At 44.4% G+C, this 26,500-nt stretch carries 29 protein-coding genes; 26 read left to right on the forward strand and 3 right to left on the reverse strand.

The window, feature by feature from the left end; all coding sequences use genetic code 11:
• Positions 1–2: 2 nt before the first annotated feature.
• From C7460_RS06775 to C7460_RS06785, 3 genes are all read right to left on the reverse strand, one after another.
• Positions 3–659, reverse strand: a complete 657-nt coding sequence (locus tag C7460_RS06775; protein WP_115867328.1) for a phosphoadenylyl-sulfate reductase — start codon at positions 657–659, stop codon at positions 3–5.
• Positions 660–906: 247 nt separating this feature from the next.
• Positions 907–1,338, reverse strand: coding sequence for a hypothetical protein (locus tag C7460_RS06780; protein WP_115867329.1), 432 nt, complete (start codon positions 1,336–1,338; stop codon positions 907–909).
• A gap of 137 nt (positions 1,339–1,475) precedes the next feature.
• Positions 1,476–2,912 (reverse strand): phytoene desaturase family protein, encoded by a 1,437-nt coding sequence (locus C7460_RS06785; RefSeq protein ID WP_115867330.1) that lies wholly within the window; start codon positions 2,910–2,912, stop codon positions 1,476–1,478.
• A gap of 188 nt (positions 2,913–3,100) precedes the next feature.
• Here C7460_RS06785 and C7460_RS06790 point away from each other — a divergent pair, with 188 nt between their 5' ends.
• From C7460_RS06790 to C7460_RS06915, 26 genes are all read left to right on the forward strand, one after another.
• Positions 3,101–3,508, forward strand: a complete 408-nt coding sequence (locus C7460_RS06790) for a 6-pyruvoyl trahydropterin synthase family protein (protein ID WP_115867331.1) — start codon at positions 3,101–3,103, stop codon at positions 3,506–3,508.
• Positions 3,471–4,172: a GTP cyclohydrolase I FolE gene (gene folE, locus C7460_RS06795; protein WP_115867332.1), complete on the forward strand. Its 702-nt coding sequence runs from the start codon at positions 3,471–3,473 to the stop codon at positions 4,170–4,172. Before C7460_RS06790 ends, folE begins: the two co-directional genes overlap by 38 nt.
• Before the next feature lie 28 nt (positions 4,173–4,200).
• Entirely contained in the window at positions 4,201–4,890 is a 690-nt protein-coding gene (locus tag C7460_RS06800; RefSeq protein WP_115867333.1) for an SDR family NAD(P)-dependent oxidoreductase, read from the forward strand.
• A gap of 75 nt (positions 4,891–4,965) precedes the next feature.
• On the forward strand, positions 4,966–5,229 hold the full coding sequence (locus C7460_RS06805) for a hypothetical protein (protein ID WP_115867334.1): 264 nt from the start codon (positions 4,966–4,968) through the stop codon (positions 5,227–5,229).
• A complete protein-coding gene (locus C7460_RS06810; RefSeq protein ID WP_245986213.1) occupies positions 5,201–5,680 on the forward strand; it encodes a hypothetical protein in 480 nt (159 codons plus the stop codon). Before C7460_RS06805 ends, C7460_RS06810 begins: the two co-directional genes overlap by 29 nt.
• The gene (locus C7460_RS06815) at positions 5,680–6,309 is read left to right on the forward strand and encodes a flavin reductase family protein (protein ID WP_115867335.1); all 630 of its coding nucleotides are present in this window, start codon (positions 5,680–5,682) and stop codon (positions 6,307–6,309) included. The genes C7460_RS06810 and C7460_RS06815 overlap by 1 nt, the downstream gene beginning before the upstream one ends.
• Positions 6,310–6,450: 141 nt before the next feature.
• Positions 6,451–8,697, forward strand: a complete 2,247-nt coding sequence (locus tag C7460_RS06820; RefSeq protein WP_115867336.1) for a sodium-translocating pyrophosphatase — start codon at positions 6,451–6,453, stop codon at positions 8,695–8,697.
• A gap of 237 nt (positions 8,698–8,934) precedes the next feature.
• Positions 8,935–9,336 carry a hypothetical protein gene (locus tag C7460_RS06825; RefSeq protein ID WP_115867337.1) on the forward strand — a complete coding sequence of 134 codons (402 nt, stop codon included), beginning with the start codon at positions 8,935–8,937 and terminating at the stop codon, positions 9,334–9,336.
• Between the two features lie 340 nt (positions 9,337–9,676).
• Positions 9,677–10,924, forward strand: a complete 1,248-nt coding sequence (locus C7460_RS06830; RefSeq protein ID WP_115867338.1) for an alkaline phosphatase family protein — start codon at positions 9,677–9,679, stop codon at positions 10,922–10,924.
• 29 nt (positions 10,925–10,953) lie between these two features.
• A complete protein-coding gene (locus C7460_RS06835; protein ID WP_115867339.1) occupies positions 10,954–11,322 on the forward strand; it encodes a DUF2784 family protein in 369 nt (122 codons plus the stop codon).
• Between the two features lie 158 nt (positions 11,323–11,480).
• The gene (locus C7460_RS06840; protein WP_115867340.1) at positions 11,481–11,882 is read left to right on the forward strand and encodes a response regulator; all 402 of its coding nucleotides are present in this window, start codon (positions 11,481–11,483) and stop codon (positions 11,880–11,882) included.
• Between the two features lie 337 nt (positions 11,883–12,219).
• The gene (locus C7460_RS06845; protein ID WP_115867341.1) at positions 12,220–12,612 is read left to right on the forward strand and encodes a DoxX family protein; all 393 of its coding nucleotides are present in this window, start codon (positions 12,220–12,222) and stop codon (positions 12,610–12,612) included.
• 24 nt (positions 12,613–12,636) lie between these two features.
• Complete coding sequence (locus tag C7460_RS06850; protein ID WP_115867342.1) at positions 12,637–15,096, forward strand: ligase-associated DNA damage response DEXH box helicase; 2,460 nt, start codon at positions 12,637–12,639, stop codon at positions 15,094–15,096.
• Positions 15,097–15,131: 35 nt separating this feature from the next.
• Complete coding sequence (locus C7460_RS06855; protein WP_245986215.1) at positions 15,132–15,560, forward strand: DUF2147 domain-containing protein; 429 nt, start codon at positions 15,132–15,134, stop codon at positions 15,558–15,560.
• Complete coding sequence (gene pdeM / locus C7460_RS06860) at positions 15,553–16,218, forward strand: ligase-associated DNA damage response endonuclease PdeM (RefSeq protein WP_170147917.1); 666 nt, start codon at positions 15,553–15,555, stop codon at positions 16,216–16,218. The genes C7460_RS06855 and pdeM overlap by 8 nt, the downstream gene beginning before the upstream one ends.
• Before the next feature lie 99 nt (positions 16,219–16,317).
• A complete protein-coding gene (locus C7460_RS06865) occupies positions 16,318–16,857 on the forward strand; it encodes an RNA polymerase sigma factor (RefSeq protein WP_115867345.1) in 540 nt (179 codons plus the stop codon).
• Positions 16,857–17,765 carry an anti-sigma factor gene (locus C7460_RS06870; RefSeq protein WP_115867346.1) on the forward strand — a complete coding sequence of 303 codons (909 nt, stop codon included), beginning with the start codon at positions 16,857–16,859 and terminating at the stop codon, positions 17,763–17,765. Before C7460_RS06865 ends, C7460_RS06870 begins: the two co-directional genes overlap by 1 nt.
• Before the next feature lie 42 nt (positions 17,766–17,807).
• Positions 17,808–18,698, forward strand: a complete 891-nt coding sequence (locus C7460_RS06875) for a cell division protein FtsX (protein ID WP_115867347.1) — start codon at positions 17,808–17,810, stop codon at positions 18,696–18,698.
• A 5-nt stretch (positions 18,699–18,703) separates the two neighbouring features.
• Positions 18,704–18,937 carry a DUF3098 domain-containing protein gene (locus C7460_RS06880; protein ID WP_115867348.1) on the forward strand — a complete coding sequence of 78 codons (234 nt, stop codon included), beginning with the start codon at positions 18,704–18,706 and terminating at the stop codon, positions 18,935–18,937.
• Positions 18,938–18,943: 6 nt separating this feature from the next.
• Entirely contained in the window at positions 18,944–19,741 is a 798-nt protein-coding gene (locus C7460_RS06885) for an undecaprenyl-diphosphate phosphatase (RefSeq protein ID WP_115867349.1), read from the forward strand.
• Positions 19,732–20,415, forward strand: coding sequence for a tRNA pseudouridine(55) synthase TruB (gene truB / locus C7460_RS06890; protein ID WP_115867350.1), 684 nt, complete (start codon positions 19,732–19,734; stop codon positions 20,413–20,415). The genes C7460_RS06885 and truB overlap by 10 nt, the downstream gene beginning before the upstream one ends.
• Entirely contained in the window at positions 20,402–21,334 is a 933-nt protein-coding gene (locus tag C7460_RS06895) for a bifunctional riboflavin kinase/FAD synthetase (protein WP_115867351.1), read from the forward strand. The genes truB and C7460_RS06895 overlap by 14 nt, the downstream gene beginning before the upstream one ends.
• The gene (locus tag C7460_RS06900; RefSeq protein WP_115867352.1) at positions 21,331–22,152 is read left to right on the forward strand and encodes a M48 family metallopeptidase; all 822 of its coding nucleotides are present in this window, start codon (positions 21,331–21,333) and stop codon (positions 22,150–22,152) included. Before C7460_RS06895 ends, C7460_RS06900 begins: the two co-directional genes overlap by 4 nt.
• 18 nt (positions 22,153–22,170) lie before the next feature.
• Positions 22,171–22,977, forward strand: coding sequence for a M48 family metalloprotease (locus C7460_RS06905; RefSeq protein ID WP_115867353.1), 807 nt, complete (start codon positions 22,171–22,173; stop codon positions 22,975–22,977).
• Complete coding sequence (gene gldC / locus C7460_RS06910) at positions 22,977–23,309, forward strand: gliding motility protein GldC (RefSeq protein ID WP_115867354.1); 333 nt, start codon at positions 22,977–22,979, stop codon at positions 23,307–23,309. The genes C7460_RS06905 and gldC overlap by 1 nt, the downstream gene beginning before the upstream one ends.
• A gap of 171 nt (positions 23,310–23,480) precedes the next feature.
• Positions 23,481–26,450 carry a TonB-dependent receptor gene (locus C7460_RS06915; RefSeq protein WP_115867355.1) on the forward strand — a complete coding sequence of 990 codons (2,970 nt, stop codon included), beginning with the start codon at positions 23,481–23,483 and terminating at the stop codon, positions 26,448–26,450.
• Positions 26,451–26,500 lie beyond the last annotated feature (50 nt).

A 26,500-nucleotide genomic window follows, 5' to 3' on the forward strand; every position in this document is an offset into this window, starting at 1 on the left:
TGCTATTTCTTTACAAGATCAGTATGTAGGCCACATTCTACTTTGTTGAGGCCAAACCATCGTGCTTCGCGTTCCTGCATTTCAGGGTCCAGGCGTCTGGTACAGGGCTCACAGCCAATACTGAGGTAACCTTTAGCATCCAGGGGGTGGCGTGGCAGGTTGTGTTCGCGTATGTAAGCAAAGATTTTTTTCATGTTCCAGTCCAGCATCGGGTGAAACCGAATGGTGTTATGGGGAGCTTCCTGCTCCACGTCCATCGCGCGCCGCGTGGCACTTTGGTCACCACGTACACCATTGATCCAGACATCATAAGTCTTTAGTAGTTCGCCTGTAGGGGCAGTTTTGTTGATATAGCAGCAGTGGTCTGGGTCTGAGGTAAACAGGAGTCTGCCCGCATGGTCTTTCTGCATATAGCGAGGCATGGTAGATTTGGTTTCTACCACATTCAAACCGAATTCTTCAGCAATCCGATCTTTGAATGCTACCGTCTCAGGAAAGTGATAGCCGGTATTGAGAAAATATATAGGAATGGTGTTGTCTATCCGACTAAGGATGTGCAGCATCACCAGACTGTGCGTTTGGAAGGAGGAGGTAGAGAAAAGAGTCTTGCCTTCTGCCTTGTAGCTTTCAAGCTTTTGTTTGATTTCAGCTATTTCCATTGTTCGAATTTAGCACACAAAACAACAACAGGTCCGTTTAGATTCAAACATCTGCTTTTATTTTATGTGGTTTGAATAAAAAGGAAGCCCCGATCAATTTACGCGGCTCGTAAACTGTCGGGGCATGAGTCGAAGCGGTCTAGGGCTTCCTAAGCGGATTCTTCGCAACTAGCAGTTGATGTGAGAATCTGGTCTACTGATAATAAGGGGTAGGTTTTTCCATAGTATATAGTAACAAGAGAGGCTGCTAAGATGCGTAAGCCGTTTGGGATACTAAGTAACCCAGCCTTTGGAAAGAATCTTCCATCGACAGACCATTTCGAATGTTTAGCTTGAGAAAAGCGGTAAGCTCCTGCGCTTTGGTCAGTGGGATGTCCATTGCCGAAAGTATTTTGGCTGCTACGTCTTCTCTGCGCTGGGCCAATGCTCCGCTTACCATGAGTGAATCAATGAGATAGTGCGCCAGGGCAAAGCGCTCTTTGGTGTCCTCAGGAAGGCTTGTTCTGAGTTTTTCTATTTGGAAGGGGTCTGCCTGGCCAAAGGAAATATATGGCAGCTCTTCTTCAATTACACTGAGGTCTGTTTTGCTAAACAACCCCTCGTATTTCGCAATGCTAGCCATTTTATTGATGGTTTCTTTCTCCTTTCTGCCAGTGAAAATGTTCTTAATCCAGTTCATAGCTCGTCTATAATAAGTGTTGATTCGTCGACTAATATAGCTAATTCATGGAAGAATGCAATGAAATAATGCAAAAAAATAGATGAATATTACTATTCTACGATTTATTCGAATTTTTAGAGCCGTAGGGCCTGGCCTTACAGCCAGTCGTTGGTGAGTTTTGTGGCAGCTATGATTCCACTCAGTGTGGCCCCTGGGATCCCCTGTCCCGGGTAAGCAGTATCCCCGCAGTGATAGGCACGTTTGAGATCGAGTCGTGCCCCAACCATCTGCCAGGGCTTTATATGCTTGTACTGGGGATACCCACCCACAAAACCATGTGCTCGTCCGGTCCATTTGTGCCATGATCGGGGGCCACTGCTGTGCTGATAGACAATATTTTCAGGGCGAATGATATCTCGACGTGCCAGTTCGTTGAGTAGTTGTTGTTCCCATTCTTCTGTAGAGATGATGTTGTGTTTGGGGTTGGGGATGTGAGTACTGATGCTGGCCACAGAAGTGTCCGGATCGGGGCTGCGGGTAGTATCTTCGGGGTGGCTGAGACTAAGGAAAATACTAGAAGAACCTGCTCCAGACAGTGCGTTGGTGATGTGAATTTGATGGTGAAGGGATTCAAGTTGGTTGTGGGGTTTATAGGCTATGCCCATTTGGAAGGCACTATATAGTTGTTCGCTTTTCATGACCTTCGGTGCATAGCGGACTGGAAACTTACAGTGATCGAGCAGGTTGTTTAAGGGGATTCCCGAGACTAAATACTTTGAATGGTAGGTGGTGTTTTTGGTCGTTACCTGGTACTGGTCACCCAAATCCTCTATTTGAACAACTGGTTCGCGTAATTGAAGATTTCCACCCTGAGATGTTATGTATTCCACTAGAGGATTTACCAGGTTTCGCAGGCCACCATCTATGTAGTAGTTGCCATAATTGGTATAGCAAAGGGCTGCCGCTCCAAATAGCCAATTTACCTGTTCTGCAGTATTTTGAGCTGTAATCAACAGTTGCTGATCTATAAAAGCCCTGAAGTCAGGTGTGTTTAGATGGTGGCGTATGAGGACTTCTTCGGTGGTGGTCCATGCTGCAGGAATGTTGGCTACATCATTCAGTCGCATCTTTTTGAGCAGGCGGAGGTAATCTGTGGTTCGCTCCGGAGGGAAGTGAAGGTATCTGGTGCTGGCTTGCCATACAAACTTGCTCATGGTGTAGGCTTCTTGCCAAAACGCACTTGAATTCACCCCAAACTTCTGATCACATTCTGCTATCCACCTATCCAGGTCCTGAAAGCGACTGAGCGTTTGGCCATTGGTAAGGTGCACTTGCATAGGCAGGTCTAGCTTGCGTGAGGGCAATGCTATGCCTGTAGCATCTAGCAAATAGCGAAGTGGCATGTGATCATCCAGTCCTACTAGCGTGGTAGCTCCAGCTTCAAATGTGTAGCCCTTTCGGGGATAAGAGGTGGTACAGCCTCCTGGGATCCAGTTTTGCTCCAAAATCAATGGTTGGAGTCCTTTCAAAGCCAACATAGCCGCGGCTGTAAGAGAACCCATGCCACTCCCGATGACAATTACGTCGCACATATTTTGTGTAAATATTATTTGAAAAAGTTAAACAAAAATATTTTGCATTATGTTTGGCAGAAGAATTGTGATCTTTGTACCGTCATTGGTCCACCGAAAAATGGACAGAGAGGAACGAAAAAGTGAGAGTTCTGATTGAGAAAGAGAGGATCTTCACCGAGAATTAAGAATAGAAGAAAACAACATTGATGAAAGTAGCTGTATTCCGTAAGGAACATTTCAATGCTGCCCACCGTCTGTATAACCCTGACTGGAGTGAGGAGCAAAATGAGAAGGTGTTTGGGAAATGCAACAATCCGAATTGGCATGGACACAACTATGAGTTGGTAGTAAAGCTTGTGGGAGAGCCAGATCCTGATACCGGATATGTATATGATATGAAGAAGTTAAGTGATCTGATCAAAGAGCATGTCCTCAAAAAGTTCGATCACAAAAACCTGAACCTCGATACGGAAGAATTTAAATCTGTCAATCCAACCGCTGAGAACATTGCTGTGGTAATCTACAACACCCTCAGGGAGCATATTGATGATAATTTGGAAATGAAAGTGACGCTTTATGAAACAGAAAGAAACTTTGTTGAATACCCAGCATGAGTTAAATAATATGGAAGACGATTTTGCAGAGGATCATGTAGGTTCTTCAGACAGCACGCCATTACGGGCGGATGCGTTTGAGATGGATGACGAACTAAAAATGGAGTTGATTTCCAAGCACTTCAAGGAAATCATGCAGATACTGGGGCTGGATCTTACAGATGACAGTTTGCAAGGCACTCCGCACCGGGTGGCTAAGATGTATGTGCAGGAAGTTTTTAGCGGGCTCAATCCCGCCAACAAGCCAAAAGTCAGGCTGTTTGAAAATAAATACAAGTACGACCAGATGCTTGTAGAGAAAGACATTACGTTTTACTCCCATTGTGAGCATCATTTTGTACCAATTTACGGTAAAGCACATGTGGCGTACTTTAGCAGCGGTAAGGTTATTGGCTTGTCTAAGATCAACCGGGTAGTGCAGTACTACGCCAAGCGCCCTCAAGTACAAGAGCGTCTAACTATGCAGATAGCCAATGAACTCAAAGAGGTGCTTCAGACCGAAGATGTGGCTGTGGTGCTCGATGCAACACATATGTGTGTGTCTTCCAGAGGAGTCAATGATACCAATAGCATGACAGGTACTGCCTTTTTTGATGGGAAGTTTAAAGACCAGAGTGTGAAAACTGAGTTTTTGAACTACATCAACTCCAAGACGGACCTGTAGTGTAAGAGCAACATAACCCAAATCCCTAATGAACAAGCAAATAGCCATAGTAGGTGGCACCAGTGGAATTGGTGCATCTGTAGTGAAATTGCTCACAACTGAAAATTCTCTAATAAATATCTCCAGAAGCGAGGTAGAGGGCATTGCCAATATTCAGCTAGACGTAACGGAAGATTTTGAAGAGATTGCAGGGCTTCCAGATCAGCTAGATGGTCTGGTGTATTGTCCTGGTTCTATCAACCTAAAGCCCTTCCAAAGTCTGAAGCCCGCGGACTATCAGCGGGATTTCGATATCAACGTACTTGGGGCTGTAAAGACGATAAAGGCTAGCTTGAAAAGCCTGAAAAAGTCTAAGAATGCTAGTATCGTGCTCTTTAGCACAGTAGCTGTGAGCCAGGGAATGAGCTTTCATGCTTCGGTGGCTGCTGCCAAAGGAGCCATTGAAGGGTTGGTTCGGACGCTGGCTGCTGAGTTTGCAAAATCAGGTATTCGAGTAAATGCCTTAGCTCCTAGTCTAACTGACACTCCAATGGCAGCTACGCTATTAGCTTCAGAGGAAAAGCGCAAGGCATCTGATGAGCGCCATCCCCTGGGAAGGGTGGGTAAGCCTGAGGATCTGGCTCATGCAGTGAAGTACCTGCTCTCAGACGAATCTTCCTGGATGACCGGTCAGGTGATCCATCTGGATGGAGGCATGTCTGCCATACGTCCGCTTTAAAAAAACCAAAGTAAGTTAGAAACATCCCCTTTCCACAAAGGGATATGCATGGTGTAATACCTATTTAGATAACGAATGAGTCATCCACCAGAAGCCTTGATGATATTTAGGGAGGAACTCCGGAAAGCGAAGTTGGAACAGGAGCGTATCCGCAAGGAGTACGAGCAAAAGATAAGTGCCCTGACTGACGAACTGTCCTTGCTGAGGGAAAAACTGTCTTCTCAGGAGCAGATGATGAAAAGCGCTTTTGAGTATGCCGCCGATCTGGAAGAACGCATGAAAAACTTTCAAAACGAAATTGAAGATAACCATGAGCGCAATAAGTATGGATACCACTGACCACTCCACCGAGATTGCCCAGGCTCTCGAGGAAATGAAAAACCTCGGATTTCAACAAAGAATTGATGGCCGCTTTGCGGCAGTATTTACCACATCCGATGAGATCGCCTGTATCCTCAAGGAGTCTTATGTGCCGATCGATGAATTCAAAAAGGTCTTCGTACAGATGGTGGAGATTGCCAGAGGTGGAAGCTATCATAAATTCATCTTCGACAAGCGTGCATTGACCACCTTTCATCAGCCTACTATGGAATGGTATTTTTTACACTGGAAGCGAGAAATGCTTCAGCTGGGTGTAAGCAAGCACCGAAAGATTTTGCCAAACTTGCGGTGGTTTGAGCAGGCTGTGGCTATTGCAAGAAACCCACTACTTGAACAATTTTCCGCCGAAGAGCGGTCACAACTAGATATTAAATACTGTAATACGCTGGAGGAGGCCCATCAGAGCTAATGCATTTTTCAGACCAACAAATTTCAACTCTGGATAAGTCCTTTCGCCGAAATCTCATCAATTCGGTTACGGGGTTTAAAAGTGTGGCACTTATAGGGACCAAAAGCCAGGAGGGGACTACCAACGTGGCACCTTTTAGTCAGATTATTCATGTAGGGGCGGATCCGGCCATGATCGGGGTGTTGTTTAGACCGCATACCGTAAAGCGCCATACATTAGAAAATATTTTGACTACTAAAGTCTATACGATAAATCACATTACAGCTGAGTTTTTAGCTGAAGTACATCATACAGCTGCAAGGTGGCAACAGTCTGAGTTTGAAGCCTGCAAGCTTCAAGAAGAGTACCTGGAGGGTTTTGAAGCTCCATTCGTTCGTAACGCCAAAATCAAGATTGGATTATCACTGGTGGAGCGTCTGGATGTGCAGTCAAATGGTACACATCTGATTATTGGAGTCATCAAGCATTTGATTGCCCCTGAGGAAGTGGTGGGTAAGGATGGCTTTATCGATCTCGAAGCGGCAGGAACACTTACGTCCTCAGGGTTAGATAGCTATCATAAAACAAAAAGATTGGCAAGATTTACCTATGCTAAGCCAAATGTAAGCCTGAAAAAATTGCTTGAATAGTGCCTTTGAGTTAATAGTAGGTAGCTTTTTCTGGATTTATGAATAATGCAATTCTGATGGCTGAAAACCTCGCTCTGTTTCCATTTTTATAATTTATGGAGTCGGTTATCTTTGCACAGCTTTTTAAAAACCTATAATACTATGAGTTATTGGATATACGCGGTGCCAGTCCTGGCATTGGTAGGGATCATTGTGATGATCGTTAAGTCAAAATGGGTCAACAAACAGGATGCTGGCGATGAGAAAATGCAGTCGTTGGCAAACCATATCCGAGAGGGTGCCCTGGCTTTTTTAAGTGCCGAATACCGAGTGCTGGCCATTTTTGTGGTGCTAGCGGGTATTTTGCTCGGAGTGATTTCTACCCTGGTAGAGACTACCCACTGGTTTATTGTAGTTGCTTTCGTGATTGGAGCCATTTTTTCCGCTGTAGCGGGAAATATAGGCATGCGCATCGCTACTGCTGCCAATGTAAGAACCACACAAGCTGCACGTACTAGTTTACCGAATGCATTGAAGGTTTCTTTTACCGGAGGTACCGTAATGGGACTTGGAGTTGCCGGCCTGGCTGTTTTTGGATTGAGTATGTTGTTTATCCTGTTGTTTACCTGGTTTATGGGTGGCGAGTGGACCAACAACGGCGACATGACAATGGTACTGGAGGCACTGGCTGGGTTTTCACTTGGTGCCGAGTCTATTGCTCTCTTTGCGCGTGTAGGCGGAGGTATCTATACCAAAGCAGCTGATGTAGGAGCTGACCTTGTTGGAAAAGTAGAGGCTGGTATCCCTGAGGATGACCCTCGTAACCCGGCTACTATTGCTGATAATGTGGGTGACAATGTAGGCGACGTAGCTGGAATGGGCGCTGACCTGTTCGGTTCGTATGTAGCTACAGTACTGGCATCCATGGTGCTTGGAAACTACGTGATCCGCGACATGGGCGGTGCTATTACTGACAAGTTCAATGGCATTGGGCCAATTTTGTTGCCTTTGATTATTGCAGGTCTGGGAATCATCTTTTCGATCATCGGTACTTTCTTTATTTCTATTAAAGACAATGGAGCCAAAGAGGCACAGGTGCAAAGTGCACTCAATAAGGGAAACTGGAGTTCGATTATACTTACGGCCATAGCATCTTATTTTGTGATTGATCTCATGTTGCCTGCCAACATGCAAATGGACTTTTTTGGTCTTGGAATCATCGACATCCCGGCAATCAATGTCTTTTATGCTGTACTCATCGGCTTGTTTGTGGGTGGAGCTATTTCATATTTTACAGAATACTATACAGGTCTCGGTAAAAAACCTGTTTTGGATATCGTACAAAATTCATCCACTGGAGCAGCTACCAATATCATTGCTGGTTTGTCTACGGGTATGATTTCTACTTTTGCGCCAATCATTCTTTTCGCCGGTGCGATCTGGGGAGCGTATGAGTTTGCAGGATTTTACGGTGTAGGTATCGCTGCATCTGCCATGATGGCCACTACGGCTATGCAGTTGGCTATTGACGCATTTGGTCCTATCGCTGATAATGCTGGAGGAATTGCTGAAATGAGTGAGCTACCTGAGGAGGTGCGTGAGCGTACAGATATTTTGGATTCGGTAGGAAACACTACTGCTGCAGTAGGTAAGGGATTTGCGATTGCTTCTGCTGCACTTACAGCCCTGGCGCTTTTTGCAGCGTATGTTACGTTTACGGGTATTGATGGGATCAATATCTTCAAAGCCGACGTGCTAGCTGCCCTATTTATAGGTGGTATGGTGCCAGTGGTATTCTCAGCTTTGGCCATGCAGTCAGTTGGTAAAGCAGCCATGGAGATGGTAAAAGAAGTGCGTCGCCAGTTCAAAGAAATTCCGGGTATCATGGAAGGTACTGGCAAACCAGAGTATGGCAAGTGTGTGGATATTTCTACCAAAGCAGCTATTCGTGAGATGATGCTTCCTGGGGCCATTACAATTGTTGCTCCAATACTAATCGGATTCCTAATGGGACCGGAAGCACTAGGTTCCTATATGGCTGGTGTGGCTGTATCAGGTGTGCTTTGGGCTATATTCCAAAACAATGCCGGTGGTGCCTGGGACAATGCGAAAAAGTCCTTTGAGGCAGGCGTAATGATAGACGGTGAAATGACTTACAAAGGGTCAGAGGCACACAAAGCTGCCGTAACTGGTGATACAGTAGGCGATCCTTTCAAAGATACTTCAGGACCTTCTATGAATATCCTGATCAAACTTACTTGTTTAGTAGGGCTGGTTATAGCTCCAATATTAGGCGAAATCTACGGCGGAGTATCTCATAGCGCTGAGGTACAGACAGATGCTGTAGAAGAAGTTGTGGAGGATAGCAAAACAGAAAAAATAGAGCAAATTGTAGAGGTAGTGAAGTAAACCCTCTGCAAGAGCAGAAAAACACATAAAAAAGCCCATTCGTGCAAACGAATGGGCTTTTTGCGTTTTTGGAGTTTGTGTTTTCTGTAGACTTATTTGTGTTTTCCTTATAATGCTTATGGGTAATTAGTTAGCTTCATTTGGTTATGTTGAGCTTTATATAAAAGGGTGTAACACGCTGTAAAAAAGAGAGTTAAATAAATTTAGTATATTTGTGCTGGACAAATCATGAGAATTATGAAAACATCCAGCCGCCCATTGATTCCCTTTCTGCTAGTGATTGCTTTGTGGTGCCCACAAGGCCTGGATGCGAAAGGAGGAGTAGATGATACCTTTATGGAGCTTTCGCAGCGCCTGGAGGAAGCTATAGAGGTGCGTAACTTTCAAGAAGCAAGAAATGCAATAGAGCAGTTGCTGCCTTTGATGAAAGACGTGCTCAAGAGTGATAAAAAGACACTGGCTGAGCTCAAAAAATCCGATGACCCTGAGGCCAACCCTGAGGAGTTTGAGGAAGATATGAAGCGTAAGGCCGAGCTGTACAACTCTTTGAAAAAACTCGTAAATATTTCGCCTGCTGCTTTGAGGGTCAAAGCTGAACTCATCAAAAAAGAAGTGAAAGAATTTATAGAGCTATCCTGATTTTTTTGGTTACTGATTTGATAAATCTAGGCATCTCCAGTTTTGGGGGTGCCTTTTTTATTTAGGCTAAGTCTGTGTAATAGTTATTTGAAATAAACAGTGAGGCGGCTATACAAAGACCCGTAAATGAGCCAGTGAGGGCGAGTATCATGTGTAGAGTATGTGGTCAGCAGGGTGAAAACCGTTTCGTGGATTGCACCAGTTAGCAAGAAGTGTACTGGAAGAGAATAAGTCTGAGTAGGTGAAGGATATTCGCTTTTTTCATTCTAAATGTTCAATTTTGTCTCCCACCCAGAAACAGACAAGTTCAAGCAATCTTTTTAACTGCTTACTATTCAAAATGAACAATTTACCCCTATTGCCCCGTCTCCATTTGTTAATGGCACTGATACTGCTGGTTAGTCACGTTGAGGCCCAGCACGAAAAACTTCAAACAATCGACCGGGAAAACGGTGATTGGGCTTTGGGCCAGCCGTACGTTGTGCTCATTAGTATCGATGGTTTTCGGTATGATTATGCAGAAAAATTTGGAGCCAAAAACCTCTGTAAGCTCGCAAATGATGGAGTCACTGCGGAGAAAATGTACAGTGCTTTTCCGACCAAAACGTTCCCCAACCACTACACCATAGTCACGGGCATGTATCCTGCAAACCATGGGCTGGTAAGTAATGAGTTCTATAGTAGGTCTATGGATGCCTGGTACCGGATAAGAGACCGGTCGGCAGTACAAAATCCAGCATGGTATGGCGGAGTGCCACTATGGGTGTTGGCTGAGCAGCAGCAGATGCTGAGTGCAAGTTTCTTTTGGGTTGGGTCTGAAGCACCGATCGAAGGTATTAAGCCCACATATAATTATAGTTACGATGGTAGTATAAGCAATAAATATCGGTTTGATCAGGTTGTTGACTGGCTAGAGTTACCGGCTAGAAAGCGTCCTCATATGATATTGGCTTATTTTTCTCTAGTAGACGATGCGGGGCATCGCTATGGGCCAGATCACGAAAAGACGGGTGAGGCAGTGCTAGAGCTGGACAGTTTGATAGGCGACTTTATGAGAGCGTTGGAGGGACTTGAGCTGGATGTAAATGTAGTGGTAGTATCTGATCATGGGATGGCATCCATCAGCCGTGGAATAGTACTTCCAGAAGTAGTAGATCTTCAGGATTCCAGAGTGTCTTATAGTTTTCCTCCTATGATTTACCAGAAAGATCCCTCAAAAGTTGACGACATGTACGAGCGGCTATTGAAAGTGGAAAATCTACAGGTGTTTCGTAAAAACGCGTTACCAGATTACATGCGCTTTGAAAATGAAGATCGGGTGGGGGATCTCGTGCTGCTGACGAGCCCGCCTACAGTGATACTTAGCAAGCCGGGGCAGGTCTATGGAGGTACGCACGGGTTTGATCCATTCACAAGCCCGGAAATGGGGGCGTATTTCAGTGCTTTTGGTCCACAGGTAAAAAGAGCGGTGAAGGTCCCTGCCTTCGAAAATGTCCATGTCTATCCTTTCATTGCCCGTATGCTTGGTCTGGAGGTGTCTACATCTATTGATGGTAAGCCAGAGGTATTGGAGTTTCTCTTGAAATAATCTGGCATCTTTTTGGTAGTGTGTGAACAATGATCTGGTTAGATTATCTGCTCACGGTGCTTCATTTGGTGGTTATACTCTTTGTCTTGCTGGGGTGGATACATCCACGTACCAGATGCCTACATCGGGTGGTTTTACTGTTAGTACTTGTTTCCTGGTTGCTCATTGGCTTTATAAAAGGTCAGTTGGGGTATTGTTTACTTACAGATTGGCACTGGGATATTAAAAGGGCTTTAGGGGAGCGGCATTTACCATCTTCATTCATAGAGTACATAGTAGAGCATCTTACCGGTGTGGATTTTTCGAAAATGGTAGTAGATACAGCTACAGTAGCGGGGTTAGTGCTAGCATTGGTTATGACGGGAGTATTTTGGTGGAAAGGGGGCAGGCGTACCTAAAAATCTTTGTCACGAATGTGGTAGATGATCTTTACCTTTGCTAGACTAAGCGAAGTGGTAGTGATAAATGTATCCATCCACAAAATATTCCCGATCAATCGAAAAGATTGGATTTGATTCTCCGCTATTGATAACTTGAGAATGATCAACCTAAGCACATGAGAGAAAAGAAATATACAGTCCTCTACGTAGATGACGAACCAGCAAACCTGAGAAGTTTCAAGTCAGCATTTAGAAGATTATATAAAGTTCACATAGCTGATCACCCTCACAAAGGGATGGATATTGTAAAAGAAAACGATATCAATATTGTGGTTTCTGACCACCGAATGCCCGATCTCGTGGGTACCGATTTTTTACGAGAAGTGCATGAGTTTAACGACGACATCTGTCGGATCATTTTGAGTGGATTTGTGAAAAAGGAAGAGCTACAAGAGGCCAATGAGGAATTTGGTATTCATGCCTATATTTCCAAACCCTGGGATTTTGAGCACGTGCAGTCCATTTTCGAGCGACTGCTCAGCGGTGAAGGACAGCCGCAAAAAATGACCTACGATTGATTCAAACCTGAAATAGGTTTCTAACTCTGAGAAAATTAGATCCATTTTTTACCTCCAGGAGCGGAGGATGGGAGAGGTATGCCTGCTTGATTTAGCTTCTAAAAAAAAATAAAAATATTTTTTCTCCTGTTTTAAAGTTTGGCACGGTTATCGCTTAATTCAGGTCAAAGACGTAGTACTCTTTATCATACTTTTTAGTTAGGTTAGGTTGGTGATAGGCCCCCTCCGCGATGAGGGGGTCTTTCTTTTTATAGCCCTGTAGTTTTGCGGGTTTACACCTTTCCATATTTCCTTCAAATCGAGTATATTCAGGGTTACACTAACCCATTGACGTCTTATGAAAATCATCTTTGAATGGCTATTAAGCATATTAGCTGCTTTTTTGTTGCTTCAGACCTTGTTTTTTAAGTTTTCTGCCAGCGACGAAAGTGTGTACATTTTTACCCGAATAGGGTTAGAGCCATATGGTCGGATAGGCTCAGGAGTATTAGAGCTCATAGCTGGTGTAATGCTGCTCAGCAATAAATACCGGGTATACGGTGCGCTCCTCGGAATGCTGGTAATATCTGGAGCTTTATTTTTTCATTTAACTTCTCTGGGAATAGAGGTGCGTGGAGATGATGGCAGGCTCTTCTACTATGCGGTTACTGTTTTCATCTCATGTGCATTGCTCCTGTTCATACGTAAAAAAGAAATACCGCTGCTTGGAAGCAAGATTCAAAAATCATAAAAGCGTATTCCTGGTTACCTATAGATGAACGACAAACTGGCGCCGGCATATTACTGGTTTGCATCAAAAGGTTGGAGGCCGTTTCCATTTCAGGAACAGGCCTGGCGTGCGTATTTGGACGGTAAGAGTGGACTGCTCAATGCCCCAACAGGAAGCGGGAAGACCTATGCGCTGTGGATGCCTTGTTTGCTAGAGCATCTGGCATGCCACGATATTGCGGAAGTTACACCTGGTGTTCGGGTACTTTGGGTTACACCATTGCGGGCATTAGCCAAAGACATTCAGCGTGCCATGCAGGAAGTATGCGATGATCTGCAACTCCGATGGGCCGTAGGGTTGCGCACTGGCGATACTACTCCCTCGCAGCGACAGGCTCAAAAAAAGAAAGCTCCACAAGCGCTCGTGATCACACCTGAGAGTATTCATGTGCTCATGAGTCAGAGTGATTATCCAAACTATTTCAAAGACCTCAGCTGCGTGATAGTAGATGAGTGGCACGAACTATTGGGGACAAAACGTGGCGTAGCCACAGAGCTAGCCATCTCCCGGCTCAAAGCGCTTACCGATAATAGGCTGAAAGTATGGGGGATTTCTGCTACTATAGGAAATCTACCTCAGGCCAGGCGCGTGCTACTGGGTGAAGACCTTTACAAAAAAGGTATCACGCTACAGGCGCAAATAGATAAGCAAGTAGAAGTGACTTCTGTGTTGCCCGATGAAGTGGAGAAGTTTCCCTGGACGGGACATTTGGGTACAAGGCTACTGCCGAAGATTATGCCCATTATAGAGCAGAGCAAGACGACTTTGCTTTTCACCAATACACGCTCTCAAACGGAGCTGTGGTATCAGGCTATTCTCAAGTTTGCACCAGACCTTTCAGGTGTTATAGCCATGCATCACGGCTCCATGGATCATGACATTCGCGGGTGGGTAGAGGATGCTTTGCACGCTGGTAAGTTGAAATTGGTGGTGTGTACCTCTAGCTTAGATTTAGGCGTAGACTTTAGGCCAGTAGATACAGTCATTCAGGTGGGAGGACCCAAAGGTGTTGCTCGTTTTTTTCAACGCGCCGGAAGGAGTGGTCACCAGCCCGGATCAGTGAGTAAAATATACTTTGTACCGACACATAGCCTGGAACTGGTAGAGGGCGCAGCTTTGAGAGAAGCTATCGCAGAAGGGACTTTTGAGAGCCGAAAACCTTTAGAAAAGAGCCTCGATGTATTGGTACAGTACCTGGTGACACTGGCTGTCAGTGGGGGTTTTAAGCCTCTGAAAATACTGCAGGAAATCAAAAACACCTACTGCTACCGGCTACTTACGGCAGAAGAATGGCGCTGGTGCCTGGAGTTTATCACTACTGGAGGCAAATCACTTGGGCAGTATGATGAGTTTGCCAAAGTGTACAATGATGACGGGGTGTATAAAATCATCAACAAAAGGGCAGCTACCCGACATAAACTGTCCATAGGAACTATAGTTGGGGATCCGGCGCTCAGTGTGAAATACTTGTCAGGGGGACATATAGGTACCGTGGAAGAGAGCTTCATCTCTCGACTAAGCCCGGGGGATACTTTTTGGTTTGCAGGTAAAAACCTTGAGTTTGTACGTATAAAAGACCTGACCGTATTGGTGCGCAAATCCTCAAAGAAAAGTGGCCTGACACCACAGTGGGGAGGAGGCCGGCTACCACTTTCAAACATGCTTGCTGACAAAATTCGGGACAAACTGGATCGGGCGATCAAAGGGGACTACACGGATGTGGAGATGCAAACTATAAAACCCATTTTGGACTTGCAGCGTCAGTGGTCTATAGTGCCGCCTAAAGATCAGCTACTGATAGAGAAGACCAAAACACGCTATGGTTTTCATCTGTTTTTTTATTCGTTTGAGGGCATGTTTGTACATGAAGTACTTGGTGGAGTGGTAGCTCTTCGCATCAGCCGCATCCAGCCTATTTCATTTTCCATTTCCATGAATGATTATGGTTTTGAGCTCCTTTCTGATCAGGAAATCCCCATAGAGGAGGCTTTGGAATATGACCTGTTTACAGAAGACCAGCTCATGGCTGATATTCAGGAGTCTATCAATATGACTGAAATGGCCAAGCGAAAGTTCAGAGATGTAGCCACCATATCAGGACTTATTTTTCAGGGTTATCCGGGTAAGGGCATTCGCGCCAAACACTTGCAGGCCTCGTCAGGCATTTTGTATAAAGTATTTGAAGAGTATGATCAGGATAACCTGCTGCTACGTCAGTCTATGGAAGAAGTGCTCACTTTGCAGTTGGAGCATAGCCGATTGTTCGAAGCTGTCAGGAGGATCAACCAGCAAAAGATCGTATTGAAAGAAACTATAAAACCAACACCATTTGCTTTTCCTATTTTGGTGGATATGTTTAGGCGCCAAAACCTCACGTCTGAGCAGCTGGCAGACAGGATCCAGAAGATGCAAATGCAATTGGAAAAAGCAGCTGGAAATCAGTAAAGCATCTATTTTTGAATGTAAATGAATATCAACAAATGATGAAGACCCACTTGACACTAATTTTGCTACTCCTAGGTAGCGCACTTTCCGCTCAGACCATCACTGGAAAGTGGAAAACGATAGATGATGAAACAGGCAAGCCACGCTCTGTGGTGAAGATCGAAAAGCGGGGGGACAAGTACTTTGGTACCATCGAGAGGTTGTTTAGAGAGCCAGGAGAAGAGCAGGACCCAGTATGTGAAGTATGTCCGGGAAGTCGTAAAAACCAAAAGGTGATAGGTATGGAAATCATCACCGACATGGAGTATGATGCTGATGATGAGGAGTATACGGGAGGGGAGATACTAGACCCTGAGAGCGGCAACTTATATGACTGCAAACTATGGGTGGAAGATGGCAACCTGAAAGTGAGGGGCTATGTCATGTTTCTTTACCGTACTCAGACATGGCTACCGTATGAATAAACGCCTGGAGGTGACTGAAGGGAATGTGGAGTTGGAAGTATGTGGTGAAAACCTCATTTTGTCTCCTCAAAAGGCCGTATTCTGGAAGCAAAACCAATCGCTTTGGATTTCTGATCTCCATCTGGGAAAGGCCGGACACTTTCGCAAGCATGGCGTGCCTATACCCAGAGCTGTCCATCATGCAGATCTGACCCGGATTAGCCAGCTCATTCAGGAGTTTGCGCCGGCACGTATTCTGTTTATGGGTGACTTGTTCCACAGCGAGGGCAATGAGGAGTGGCAGGACTTTGTAGAATGGCGTCATACATATCCTTCATTAGAAATGCTCCTGATAGAGGGTAATCACGATATTTTGGAGCGGACTCACTACCAGCGAGCAGCGTTACAAGTGGCGGATGAGCTGGCCATAGGTCCTTTTGTGTTTACACACGAAAAGCAGTTTACGTCAGGATACAACATTTCCGGTCATGTACACCCCTGTGTACGGATGCAAGGACTAGCCCGGCAGGGAGTGCGGCTTCCTTGTTTCTATTTTTCGTCCGATCATGCATTACTACCTGCTTTTGGCGGATTTACGGGCACACATCCGGTGAAAACTCGCAAAAATGATCGGGTAATAGGCGTGTCAGATGGGTATTTGATTAGCTTAATGGCCTGAAAAAGATTAATTTACACATAAGATCAGCTGTTTTTTGGGAAATGAGGTTACTTTCTCCGGACTTGTGGTATTTAAAGGGGAGCGTACAGCTCCGGGTGTATGAAGGATAGAGAGATTCTGGATAGGATTGTCAAAGGAGACGAGCGTGCTTTGGACTATCTCTACAAGAAGTACTATCGGATGATGACCAACATCGTCTTGAAAAACAATGGTACCGAAGAAGAAGCTAAAGACGTATATCAGGAAGCTCTCTTGGCATTTTGGCAAAAGGCGGCCAGTGGTAAACTGGTGCTCACTTCCAAAATCAGTACGTTTTTGTATAGTATCTGCCTCAATCAGTGGCGAAAAGAACTGGACAGGAAGAGCAGGCTTAGTAGAGAAGAGGTAGAAAAAGAAGATTACCAGGGATACGATGAGAAAGAACGCTATAAAATAGTGATCGACTGCATCGGAGAGCTGGGAGATACCTGCAGGCGTATTTTGACCTATTACTATTTTGATGGGCTTAATATGTCAGACATAGCTGAGAAATTGAATTTTGCGAATACAGATACAGCAAAGACAAAAAAATATAAGTGTAAAAAGAAACTGGATAGTTTAATAAAGGAACGCTATAGTACAACCGACTTTTTTGATTAATGAACCCAATCTACCTAAATCAAATGGATGCTTACCTACGAGGAGAACTCTCCGATAAGGAGCATCAGCTTTTTGAAGCAGCCATGCAAGAAGACCCGATTTTCGCTGAAGAGGTACAGTTTCAGAAATCTGTGCAAGAAGGGATTTCTGCATACCGCAAAGCAGAACTGAAAGCACGTCTGGATGCCATAGAGGTAACGCCTACCTGGATTGGGGGTGGTCAGTTTGGAAGTGCTGTGGTCAAAACAGTTGCTGGAGTTGTCACTGCCTCATTAATCGGTGTGGCGGTTTATTACACCATAGACATTCCTGAGCAAGATATGATTCCTACAGCAAATCCAATTGTTATCAATTCACCTGCTGAGGATTACATACCCGCTATCTCGGTGCCTGAGGTAAGAAAGACAAGCGACTTACCGGTAGAGCCCGTCGCTATTGAAAGCCAGAGGGAATTCGCCGAAGAGGAGAAGGAAGTTGTTCCTGAAGTGAAGGAAGAGCTAGCAAAAGCACCAACTCAGAAAACCTACACACCTGTAGTAGAGGTTCCAGATCCGGGTATGCTCAATGATGTAGCGATATCCAGACCGGAAGTAGATATGCCAGCTGCTGCCACCAGTGATCAGGTGGTATCGGAGGAGCTGGTGACAGTAGATGTGAAAACGGTAAACAGGAGAAGCGAGATACTCAAGTATCGCTATCTGGATGGGAAGCTTTTCCTATATGGCGATTTTAAAAACAAGCCTTATGAGCTGCTGGAAATCAACAGCCCGGATGACCGCAAGCTGTATCTCTATCACGAAAGAGCGTTTTATGCAGTGAAGGTAACAGACAAAGTAAAAGAGCTGGAGAAAATCACCAATTCACAATTGATCGAAGAACTAAAGATTCTACGCAACAATAAACTTTAGTGGTAAGCGTATTTAGGCTACATTCGTTAGTTTTGAATCGAAATGGAGCAAAAAACGCGTAAAAAACGAAAGCTGGGGAGTTACCCCTTTGTAAGTGTCACGTTTAGTATCACGTTGGCTCTTTTTGTGATAGGTATTTTTGGGCTTTTGGCCCTTCATGCCAACAAACTCACCACCATTATTCAGGAGAACATTGAGTTGCAGGTTTTTCTCAAAAAACAGGTTTCTTCTGGAGAGATCAACCGCATCAATCGGACCATAGGTGCCAAGCCTTATGTACTACAGCGCGAAGGCAATCCGCTTGTAACGCTAGTGACCAGAGATGAAGCGGCTGAGCAGTTTATTAAAGACACAGGAGAAGATTTTAAAGAATTTTTAGGAGACAATCCGCTACGGGATGTACTGGTTGTGAATGTGAAGCCAGAATATCAATCTACAGATAGCCTGCAAGTCATACAGCAGGAAATAGAGCGTATGGGTGGAGTCTATGAGGTGAGCTACGTAAAATCACTGGTAGAAAGCATCAATAAAAACCTTACGAAGATAGGTGTAGTGCTCATCGGGTTTTTCTTAATCTTGTTGGTAGTAGTGGTTATTTTGATCAACAACACGATAAAATTAGCCCTGTTTTCTCAGCGATTTCTTATTCGCAGCATGCAGCTGGTAGGAGCCACTTCGGGGTTCATCCGAAAACCCTTTTTGATGCGTTCCGTTTGGTATGGATTGCTGGCAGGTGTATTTGCTTCCTTGTTGTTGGTGGGCGTGCTCTCTGTTGCCAATCGTAAAATAGAAGATTTACAACAACTGCAGGAAATAGAAAGTCTGGGGATATTATTTGTCGCCCTCATCCTGTTAGGTATTCTGGTAGGGTTTTTTAGTACCTACCGTGCCATCAAGAAATATTTAACCATGTCTTTGGACGAACTTTACTGAAAACTATGTCAGATCAAAGCAAATTTGCCTTCCAAAAGGTCAATTATATCATCATGCTCGCAGGCGTGCTTACGCTAATTGTTGGTTTTTTTATCATGGGATCCGATAGCGAACCTTATGGGTTTGGTTTTTTGGGACTCACGCTCGGGCCAATTGTCGTGATGTTGGGATTTCTTATCCAGTTTGTGGCCATATTATACAAGCCCAAAAAGTCTGATTCTACAGCAGATAGCGAATAATAGTTTATGACGTGGTTAGAAGCGCTGATCCTTGGCATCATTCAGGGACTCACCGAATTTTTACCAGTCAGTAGTAGCGGCCACTTGGAGATTGGCAGTGTACTGCTGGGGGTACAATCAGAAGATAATTTGTTGTTTGCGGTGGTCGTTCACGCCGCTACAGCACTGAGTACGATCGTTGTTTTTCGTAAGGATATAGGAGAGCTATTACAGGGGTTGCTGAGTTTTCAGTGGAATGAATCCTGGCAGTTTGCATTCAAAATTTTGATCTCAATGATTCCAGTAGGTATCATTGGTGTTTTTTTTGAAGATCAAATCACCAGCCTGTTCACCGGAAATCTGGTGTTGGTAGGAAGCATGCTTTTGATTACCTCCGCATTGTTATTTTTCACTTATTTCAAAAAGAGCAATGAAAAGCCAGTGGGCTGGTTTCATGCATTTATTATAGGACTGGCACAATCCATAGCGATATTGCCGGGTATTTCCCGCTCGGGAGCCACTATAGCCACTGCTTTGTTGCTAGGGGTGGAAAAAAACAAGGCTACGCGGTTTTCGTTTCTGATGGTGCTCGTTCCTATCTTGGGAGCCAGCGCTTTAAAACTCAAAGATTACCTGGAAGCACCTGAAGCTCACGCCGGTTTATCAGGAGTGGCAATCGTTATTGGATTTGTAGCCGCTTTTGCCGCTGGATATGCGGCTTGCAAATGGATGGTAGGTATCGTGCGGAAGGGGAAGTTAACTTATTTCGCTGTGTATTGTTTGATAGTAGGGTTGATTGCGATTTTAGGTCAGATATGGATGTAAACAAATATCAGGAAGGGCAACTATTACTCATTGATAAACCGCTCACCTGGACGTCATTCGACGTGGTGAAAAAATTACGATATACACTAAAAGTAAAGAAAATAGGTCATGCGGGGACATTGGATCCGCTGGCTACCGGCTTGCTATTAATTGGTACGGGCAAGTTTACCAAAAAGCTCAATGAGCTTCAGGGTATGGATAAGGTATATGACGGGGTAATTTCGATTGGAAAAACGACCCCTTCTTATGATCTGGAGACGGAGTTTGAAAATGAACAGGATGCGAGTCATATCACCGACAAACAGCTGCAAGCTGCAGCACAAAAGCTGACAGGCCCGTTAGCTCAGGTGCCTCCGGCACATTCTGCTGTAAAAGTAAACGGAGTGCGCGCGTACAAAAAGGCGCGAAAAAACCAGGATGTAAAGCTGGAGCCAAGAAATATTACCATTCATGAGTTTGAGATTCTCAAACGGGAAGGCAACGATGTGCATTTTCGGATAGGCTGTACCAAAGGTACCTACATTCGTAGTATGGCTAGAGATTTTGGGGAATTACTGGGGGTAGGTGCGCACCTAAGCAAACTCCGACGCACCAGTATAGGTCCTTATCAGCTGGAAGATGCACATAGTCTGGAAGACTTTATAGCAAAAGTACAGGCAGATGCAGCTGATTGACAACCTAGATACTTTTGAAGCCCCGGGATATGCAGTAGTGACCAGCGGTACGTTTGATGGCGTACACGTTGGCCATCAAAAAATCCTGCGAAAGATTGCTAAGACGGCCAGAGCCAAAGGAGGCAAAAGCATTGTACTCACTTTTTGGCCTCATCCGAGATTTGTCCTTCAAAAGGGAGAAGGGCTGAAGCTCATTACCACTTTTGAGGAGAAAGCAGCATTGATTGCGGGTAGTGGCATAGATTATCTGGTAAAGATTCCTTTTACTAAAGAGTTTTCCGAACTCACATCGGATGAATTTGTACGAAAGATTGTAGTCGGAAAGCTGAACACGAAAAAGCTGGTGATTGGATATGACCATCGCTTTGGAAAAAACCGTGAAGGAGGTTTTGAATACCTAAAAGCAAATGCTGGTGAGTATGGGTTCGAAGTAGAAGAAATCTCCCGGCAGGATATTGAAGATGTTGGAGTTAGTTCTACACGCATCCGGGAGGCGCTGGCTGCAGGCGCCATCCATGTAGCAAACGACTTTCTTGGCAGACCCTATGAACTCTCAGGGTTTGTGAAAGAGGGCGATCGAATTGGGCGCAGTATTGGTTTTCCCACAGCCAATATACAGGTGCCTGAAGCCTACAAACTTATTCCGGCAGATGGTGCATATGCCGTGCAGGTGCTATTAGACGGCCGCAAGTTTCAGGGCATGTTAAACATCGGTCAGCGACCCACAGTTTCTGGTGAGGAACGACGTATCGAAGTAAATATCTTCGATTTTGACGCTGATATTTATAACAAAAGACTCACTATACGATTTATCAAGTTGTTGAGAAAAGAACAAAAGTTTGCCAGTATCGATGAGCTAAAGCAACAGCTGAGCATTGATAAACGGCAGGCTTCGGACATTTTAAACAAACTGGTATGAAAAATTCGAAATCATTATATGCGGTGACATTGATAATGCTCACCCTTCTGGCTGGATGTACCAGTTCAGGAAAAGTCTCTTCATTATTGTTTTCTCCTTCGGATGATCGTGCTCTCGGAAAGCAAGTGAGCGAAGAAATCGCAGCCAATCCACAAGAATACCCCTTGCTGTCAGAGGCTCAGTATCCTGCAGCCTATCGCTACCTCAATGCCATGCGCGACCGAATTCTAGCTAGCAACGATGTAGACTACCTCAAAGAGTTTGCCTGGGAGCTGAAGATCATTCGTGATGACGATATGCTCAATGCTTTTGCCACGCCAGGAGGCTACATTTACGTATACACGGGACTGATCAAGTATTTAGACAATGCTGATGACCTGGCAGGGGTGATGGGACATGAGATCGCTCATGCAGACCGCAGGCACTCTATCAAGCAGCTCGAGAAACGCTACGGCATCAACCTGCTTCTTAGTATCGCGCTGGGGCAGGATCCGAGTCAGCTAGCACAAATAGCAGCTCAGTTGGCTGGTACAGGTGCTATCCTTAAGTTCAGTCGGGATGCAGAGGAGGAAGCAGACGAATACAGTGTAAAGTACCTGGCCGATACAGAGTATGCATGCAATGGAGCCGCTACATTTTTTGCCAAACTGCTCAATGAAGGCAAGGCAGGGGGCACGCCTGAGTTTTTGAGTACACACCCTAGTCCGAAGAGCCGCGTTTCGGATATTAATGAGCTGGCCAGTAAAATCAACTGCGAAACAGCACTAACCAACGAAACAGGCATGACATATGCGGATTTTATCGCAGCTTTGCCCTAACAAAAAATACAGATGCGAATGATCAATATATTGAAATCAGTAGCAGTGCTTTTTCTGTTGATAGGAATAAGCAGTTGTGATAAGAACAATGATCTGGTGCTCTTTGGCATCCAAAATGACATAGAACTTGGTGCTCAGGTAGATGCGCAGATAGAGTCTGATACCAGCTTTACCATACTGTCTCGCACAGCGTATCCAGAAGCTTATGCTTATCTGGAAGATATGAAGGAGTCAATCCTCAACAGCGGGGAAGTTAGTTATAAAGATGAGTTTGCCTGGGAGTTACATATCATACATGACGATGTGTTGAATGCTTTTGCCACGCCGGGAGGATACATTTATATCTATACCGGACTGATCAAGTATCTTGAAAACGCTGATGATTTGGCCGGAGTGTTGGGACATGAAATAGCGCATTCAGATCAGCGCCATAGCTCCAAGCAGCTACAGCGCCAGTATGGCATTCAGTTGCTGTTAAACATTGCGCTGGGCAAGGATGCATCTCAGCTGGCACAGGTAGCAGGGCAGATTGCGGGCCAGGGTGCTTTACTGAAGTTTGGGCGTGATGCCGAAACAGAGGCCGATGAGTTTTCGGTTCGATACCTGGCAAAAACAGACTATGCTTGCAACGGGGCAGCGTCGTTCTTTCAGAAACTGGAAGAACAGGGGCAGGGAAGTGATGGTCCGGCGTTTTTGAGTACACACCCACCATCAGATACCAGAGTAGAAGAAATCAATGCCAAAGCCGATGAGCTGGGCTGCAGTACCACAGCAGTTTCCGAAAGTGGATTTACATACGAGGATTTTAAAAATAGTTTACCCTGATGAAAAAATCAGAAATCAAGATTACGGTAGAACTGGACGAAGACAATATTCCAGAAAAGATCAGCTGGGATGCTGATGAAAAAGATCAGCCAGGACCCTCAGAAACCAAGTCCATTAGCTTGAGTCTTTGGGATCATAAGGTAAAAAACACGATGCGTATAGACCTGTGGTCTAAAGATATGCCTGTAGACGATATGAAGCGATTCTATATCGACTGCATCGGTGGTTTGGCTCAAAGTGTGCTGAACAGTACCGGCGATGAGTATATGTCCAAGGAACTCAACGATGTGTGCGAGCGTATGATCGAACATGTCAAAAAAGAAATGAGCTAACGAAAGTATAATAGTTCTGAAAAAGTAAAACCTGACGGATAAGACGTCAGGTTTTTTTGTGCTTAATTCGTTCAGTTTGCTCGAATACCGGTTGAAATAAAATGAAAGTCTTCTAAAAATTCTCTAATATTAGCATGCTAAAATACGAACCTCACATTAACCTTGAATTATATGATAACTAGTGCTACTAAAACTCAATTTTTAGCTTTTTTGCTGATGCTGATTGGCACGGTGGCCTGGGCACAGATGTCTGTATCTGGTACCGTAACTGATGTTGATTCGGGAGAACCTCTGATAGGTGTCAATATCCTGGTAAAGGGAACTGTCTTGGGAACCATTACTGATGTGGATGGTGGGTTTAATCTGGAGATCACATCAAACCCACCCGTCACCTTAGTGATTACGAGTGTGGGCTATGAGCGCCAGGAGATAGAAATCAGTCAGGCTTCCATTACGAGTTTGGATATTCAGATGCGAGAATCCTTTATGATTGGGCAGGAAGTAGTAGTCTCAGCATCCAGAGTAGAAGAAAATATCCTCCAGTCTCCGGTAAGTATTGAGAAGATGGATATTTTGGCTGTTCAAAGCACTTCCTCTGATAGTTATTACAAAGCTATTGCCAACTTAAAGGGCGTGGATGTAGCCTCTAGTAGTATCAATTTTCAAATCATCAATGCGCGTGGTTTTGGAAATACCGGTAACACACGTTTTGTGCAGCTTATTGATGGTATGGATACGCAGGCGCCAGCGCTTAATTTTCCAATTGGTAACCTGAACGGCCCATCTCAGCTAGATGTAGAAAGTGTGGAGTTAATTCCAGGAGCGTCTTCTGCGCTTTACGGGCCTAATGCATTTAATGGTATTCTATTAATCAATAGTAAAAATCCATTCGAATATCAGGGGCTAAGTGCCTTTGTCCAAACGGGAGTGAACCATGTAGGTAGTAATGCCGACCAGAGTGCATCACCTATGTATGAGGCATCTTTGAGATATGCCAAATCGTTCAATGATAAGTTCGCATTTAAGGTAAATGGAAGTTACAGTAGGGCGGATGATTGGCATGGGACGTCTTCTATGGATCGCAATGCTGCTTTCAATCCATTTGCCAGCTTAGGTGTGGAGAATCCTGGAGCAGATCGCTTGCATTTTATGGGAGATGAGGCGGCCCTCAATGTCAATATTTTAAGGTTTAGTAGAAACACCTCAAGTGATTTTGGCTGGGAGCAATTGGCTACTACAGGTATTGGTTTATTTTCCGGTAACGATGATATAGGTCAGACTAATGCGTGGACCTATGCTCAAAATGGTTTTTTGCCGAGTCATGTGGTTAGTGCCCCAGGATATGCAGAAAAGGATATTGTAGACTATGGAGCCGAAAACAAGAAAATCAATGTGGGATTATACTATCGATTGAACGATCAGCTGGAGTTAAGCTATTTGTTTAATGGTGGGTGGGGTACTTCTATTTACACTGGAGCTCAGAGGTATTCTCTTTCTGATTTTGGTATACAGCAGCACAGGCTTCAATTGCGCGGTGATAATTTCTATGTGCGCGCCTATACGACCAGAGAAAAATCAGGTGGAAGCTACATCGCAGAATTTTTGGCAAAAAGAATCAATGATGTTCGATATGGAGGAAGTGTGACCAATTACCTTACTGAATATCCTTTGTGGTTGTTGAGGTACTACTATAATAACAATATAGCTCCAGACTCAGACCCATCAGCAATTGGCTTGGAAACACAACTGGCAGCACATCAATTTGCACAGTCTCAAATGTCGAACAGGTACCCATTGACCGCAGGAGATAGTCAATTTGAAGATATCAAATCTGATGTATTGGAAGGGGTAGTACCTGTTGGTCCTCTATTCGATGATGTGTCCAATATGTATCAGGCAGAAGGCCAATACGATTTTAAGAATGAAATCGATTTTATGGAACTTCAGGCTGGGGCTAGTTTTAGAATGTTTGAATTGAATTCTAATGGTACCATTTTCGCTGATACGGCTGGTGCGATTACCATTAAAGAATTTGGAGCTTACGTACAGGCAGGTAAGCGCGTAAATGATAATTTGAAGTTTTCTGGTTCAGTGAGGTTTGATAAGAACGAGAATTTTGATGGACAGGTGAATCCAAGGATTTCTGCAGTGTATACCCTAAATAAGACTCACAATCTACGGGCGTCTTTTCAAACTGGGTTTAGAAATCCTACCACACAAGGGCAGTATATAGATTTGGATATTATTTCAGCACGATTGCTAGGAGGATTACCGGCATTTTATGAAGCATATCAATTGACCAAAACAAGTTCTACTGGGGTTCCTCTAGCTTTTACAGGGGGCTCTGTAAATGCGTTTAGGAATGATGTGTTTAGTGGGAAGCAGCCATTTGATCCTTCTTCAACTGAAATTCTGGAGCCTGTTACCTCCTATGAGTCAGTGAAGCCTGAAAGAGTAAAGTCCGTAGAGGTTGGTTACAAAAGTCTTATTCAGAACAAGTTGATGGTGGATGCAGTATTTTATTATAATACATATACTGACTTTATTACTCAGGTAAGAGTGGTGACATCTAATGAGTTGTCTGCGCAGGATGCTCAAGATATTAACGATGAGATAGGTGCTGATATTTATTCTGCTGGAGATCCTGCATACAATTCTATTTTGAATGGTACATCTGATAACACTTTCCAGATATACACTAATCTTGATGAAACGGTAAAGACTCAAGGTGCGGCTTTGGGGTTAACCTATAGCCTGGGTAAAGGATACACTGTAGGAGCCAATTACAATTGGAATAAATTCATTAGCGGTTATACCGAAAATACGTTAAACGATTTCAACACTCCAGAGCATAAGTTTAATGTGAAGTTCGGAAATAGAAAAGTTACTGATAATTTAGGATTCAATATCACCTACCGCTGGCAAGATGCGTTTAGGTGGGAGTCCTCGTTTGCAGTTGGGGAAGTGCCATCATATGCCACACTGGATGCTCAGGTGTCATACAAGCTTGATAACTTAAAGTCTATCCTGAAAATAGGCGGGTCAAATGTCATGGGTGATCATTACATTCAAAGTCTTGGTGGTCCGAATATTGGCTCTATTTACTATGTTTCTATCACCTTTGATGAGTTGATGAACTAACCATTTCAATAATCTATATTTTGAAGCCCGATCCCTATGGATTGGGCTTT

It is taken from the genome of Marinoscillum furvescens DSM 4134 (assembly GCF_003386095.1).
Lineage (GTDB): Bacteria > Bacteroidota > Bacteroidia > Cytophagales > Cyclobacteriaceae > Marinoscillum > Marinoscillum furvescens.

Bases quoted from the DNA above. Each gene is read 5' to 3' on its own strand.
- C7460_RS06780 (WP_115867329.1), bottom strand. From the start codon at position 1,338: ATGAACTGGATTAAGAACATTTTCACTGGCAGAAAGGAGAAAGAAACC.
- C7460_RS06880 (WP_115867348.1), top strand. From the start codon at position 18,704: ATGTCAGATCAAAGCAAATTTGCCTTCCAAAAGGTCAATTATATCATC.
- folE (WP_115867332.1), top strand. From the start codon at position 3,471: ATGAAACAGAAAGAAACTTTGTTGAATACCCAGCATGAGTTAAATAAT.
- C7460_RS06785 (WP_115867330.1), bottom strand. From the start codon at position 2,912: ATGTGCGACGTAATTGTCATCGGGAGTGGCATGGGTTCTCTTACAGCC.
- C7460_RS06800 (WP_115867333.1), top strand. From the start codon at position 4,201: ATGAACAAGCAAATAGCCATAGTAGGTGGCACCAGTGGAATTGGTGCA.
- C7460_RS06870 (WP_115867346.1), top strand. From the start codon at position 16,857: ATGAACCCAATCTACCTAAATCAAATGGATGCTTACCTACGAGGAGAA.
- C7460_RS06825 (WP_115867337.1), top strand. From the start codon at position 8,935: ATGAAAACATCCAGCCGCCCATTGATTCCCTTTCTGCTAGTGATTGCT.
- C7460_RS06835 (WP_115867339.1), top strand. From the start codon at position 10,954: ATGATCTGGTTAGATTATCTGCTCACGGTGCTTCATTTGGTGGTTATA.
- C7460_RS06810 (WP_245986213.1), top strand. From the start codon at position 5,201: ATGAGCGCAATAAGTATGGATACCACTGACCACTCCACCGAGATTGCC.
- C7460_RS06905 (WP_115867353.1), top strand. From the start codon at position 22,171: ATGATCAATATATTGAAATCAGTAGCAGTGCTTTTTCTGTTGATAGGA.
- pdeM (WP_170147917.1), top strand. From the start codon at position 15,553: ATGAATAAACGCCTGGAGGTGACTGAAGGGAATGTGGAGTTGGAAGTA.
- C7460_RS06865 (WP_115867345.1), top strand. From the start codon at position 16,318: ATGAAGGATAGAGAGATTCTGGATAGGATTGTCAAAGGAGACGAGCGT.
- C7460_RS06915 (WP_115867355.1), top strand. From the start codon at position 23,481: ATGATAACTAGTGCTACTAAAACTCAATTTTTAGCTTTTTTGCTGATG.
- C7460_RS06885 (WP_115867349.1), top strand. From the start codon at position 18,944: ATGACGTGGTTAGAAGCGCTGATCCTTGGCATCATTCAGGGACTCACC.
- truB (WP_115867350.1), top strand. From the start codon at position 19,732: ATGGATGTAAACAAATATCAGGAAGGGCAACTATTACTCATTGATAAA.
- C7460_RS06895 (WP_115867351.1), top strand. From the start codon at position 20,402: ATGCAGCTGATTGACAACCTAGATACTTTTGAAGCCCCGGGATATGCA.
- C7460_RS06840 (WP_115867340.1), top strand. From the start codon at position 11,481: ATGAGAGAAAAGAAATATACAGTCCTCTACGTAGATGACGAACCAGCA.
- C7460_RS06830 (WP_115867338.1), top strand. From the start codon at position 9,677: ATGAACAATTTACCCCTATTGCCCCGTCTCCATTTGTTAATGGCACTG.
- C7460_RS06805 (WP_115867334.1), top strand. From the start codon at position 4,966: ATGAGTCATCCACCAGAAGCCTTGATGATATTTAGGGAGGAACTCCGG.
- C7460_RS06820 (WP_115867336.1), top strand. From the start codon at position 6,451: ATGAGTTATTGGATATACGCGGTGCCAGTCCTGGCATTGGTAGGGATC.
- C7460_RS06775 (WP_115867328.1), bottom strand. From the start codon at position 659: ATGGAAATAGCTGAAATCAAACAAAAGCTTGAAAGCTACAAGGCAGAA.
- C7460_RS06875 (WP_115867347.1), top strand. From the start codon at position 17,808: ATGGAGCAAAAAACGCGTAAAAAACGAAAGCTGGGGAGTTACCCCTTT.
- gldC (WP_115867354.1), top strand. From the start codon at position 22,977: ATGAAAAAATCAGAAATCAAGATTACGGTAGAACTGGACGAAGACAAT.
- C7460_RS06900 (WP_115867352.1), top strand. From the start codon at position 21,331: ATGAAAAATTCGAAATCATTATATGCGGTGACATTGATAATGCTCACC.
- C7460_RS06845 (WP_115867341.1), top strand. From the start codon at position 12,220: ATGAAAATCATCTTTGAATGGCTATTAAGCATATTAGCTGCTTTTTTG.
- C7460_RS06855 (WP_245986215.1), top strand. From the start codon at position 15,132: ATGATGAAGACCCACTTGACACTAATTTTGCTACTCCTAGGTAGCGCA.
- C7460_RS06815 (WP_115867335.1), top strand. From the start codon at position 5,680: ATGCATTTTTCAGACCAACAAATTTCAACTCTGGATAAGTCCTTTCGC.
- C7460_RS06850 (WP_115867342.1), top strand. From the start codon at position 12,637: ATGAACGACAAACTGGCGCCGGCATATTACTGGTTTGCATCAAAAGGT.
- C7460_RS06790 (WP_115867331.1), top strand. From the start codon at position 3,101: ATGAAAGTAGCTGTATTCCGTAAGGAACATTTCAATGCTGCCCACCGT.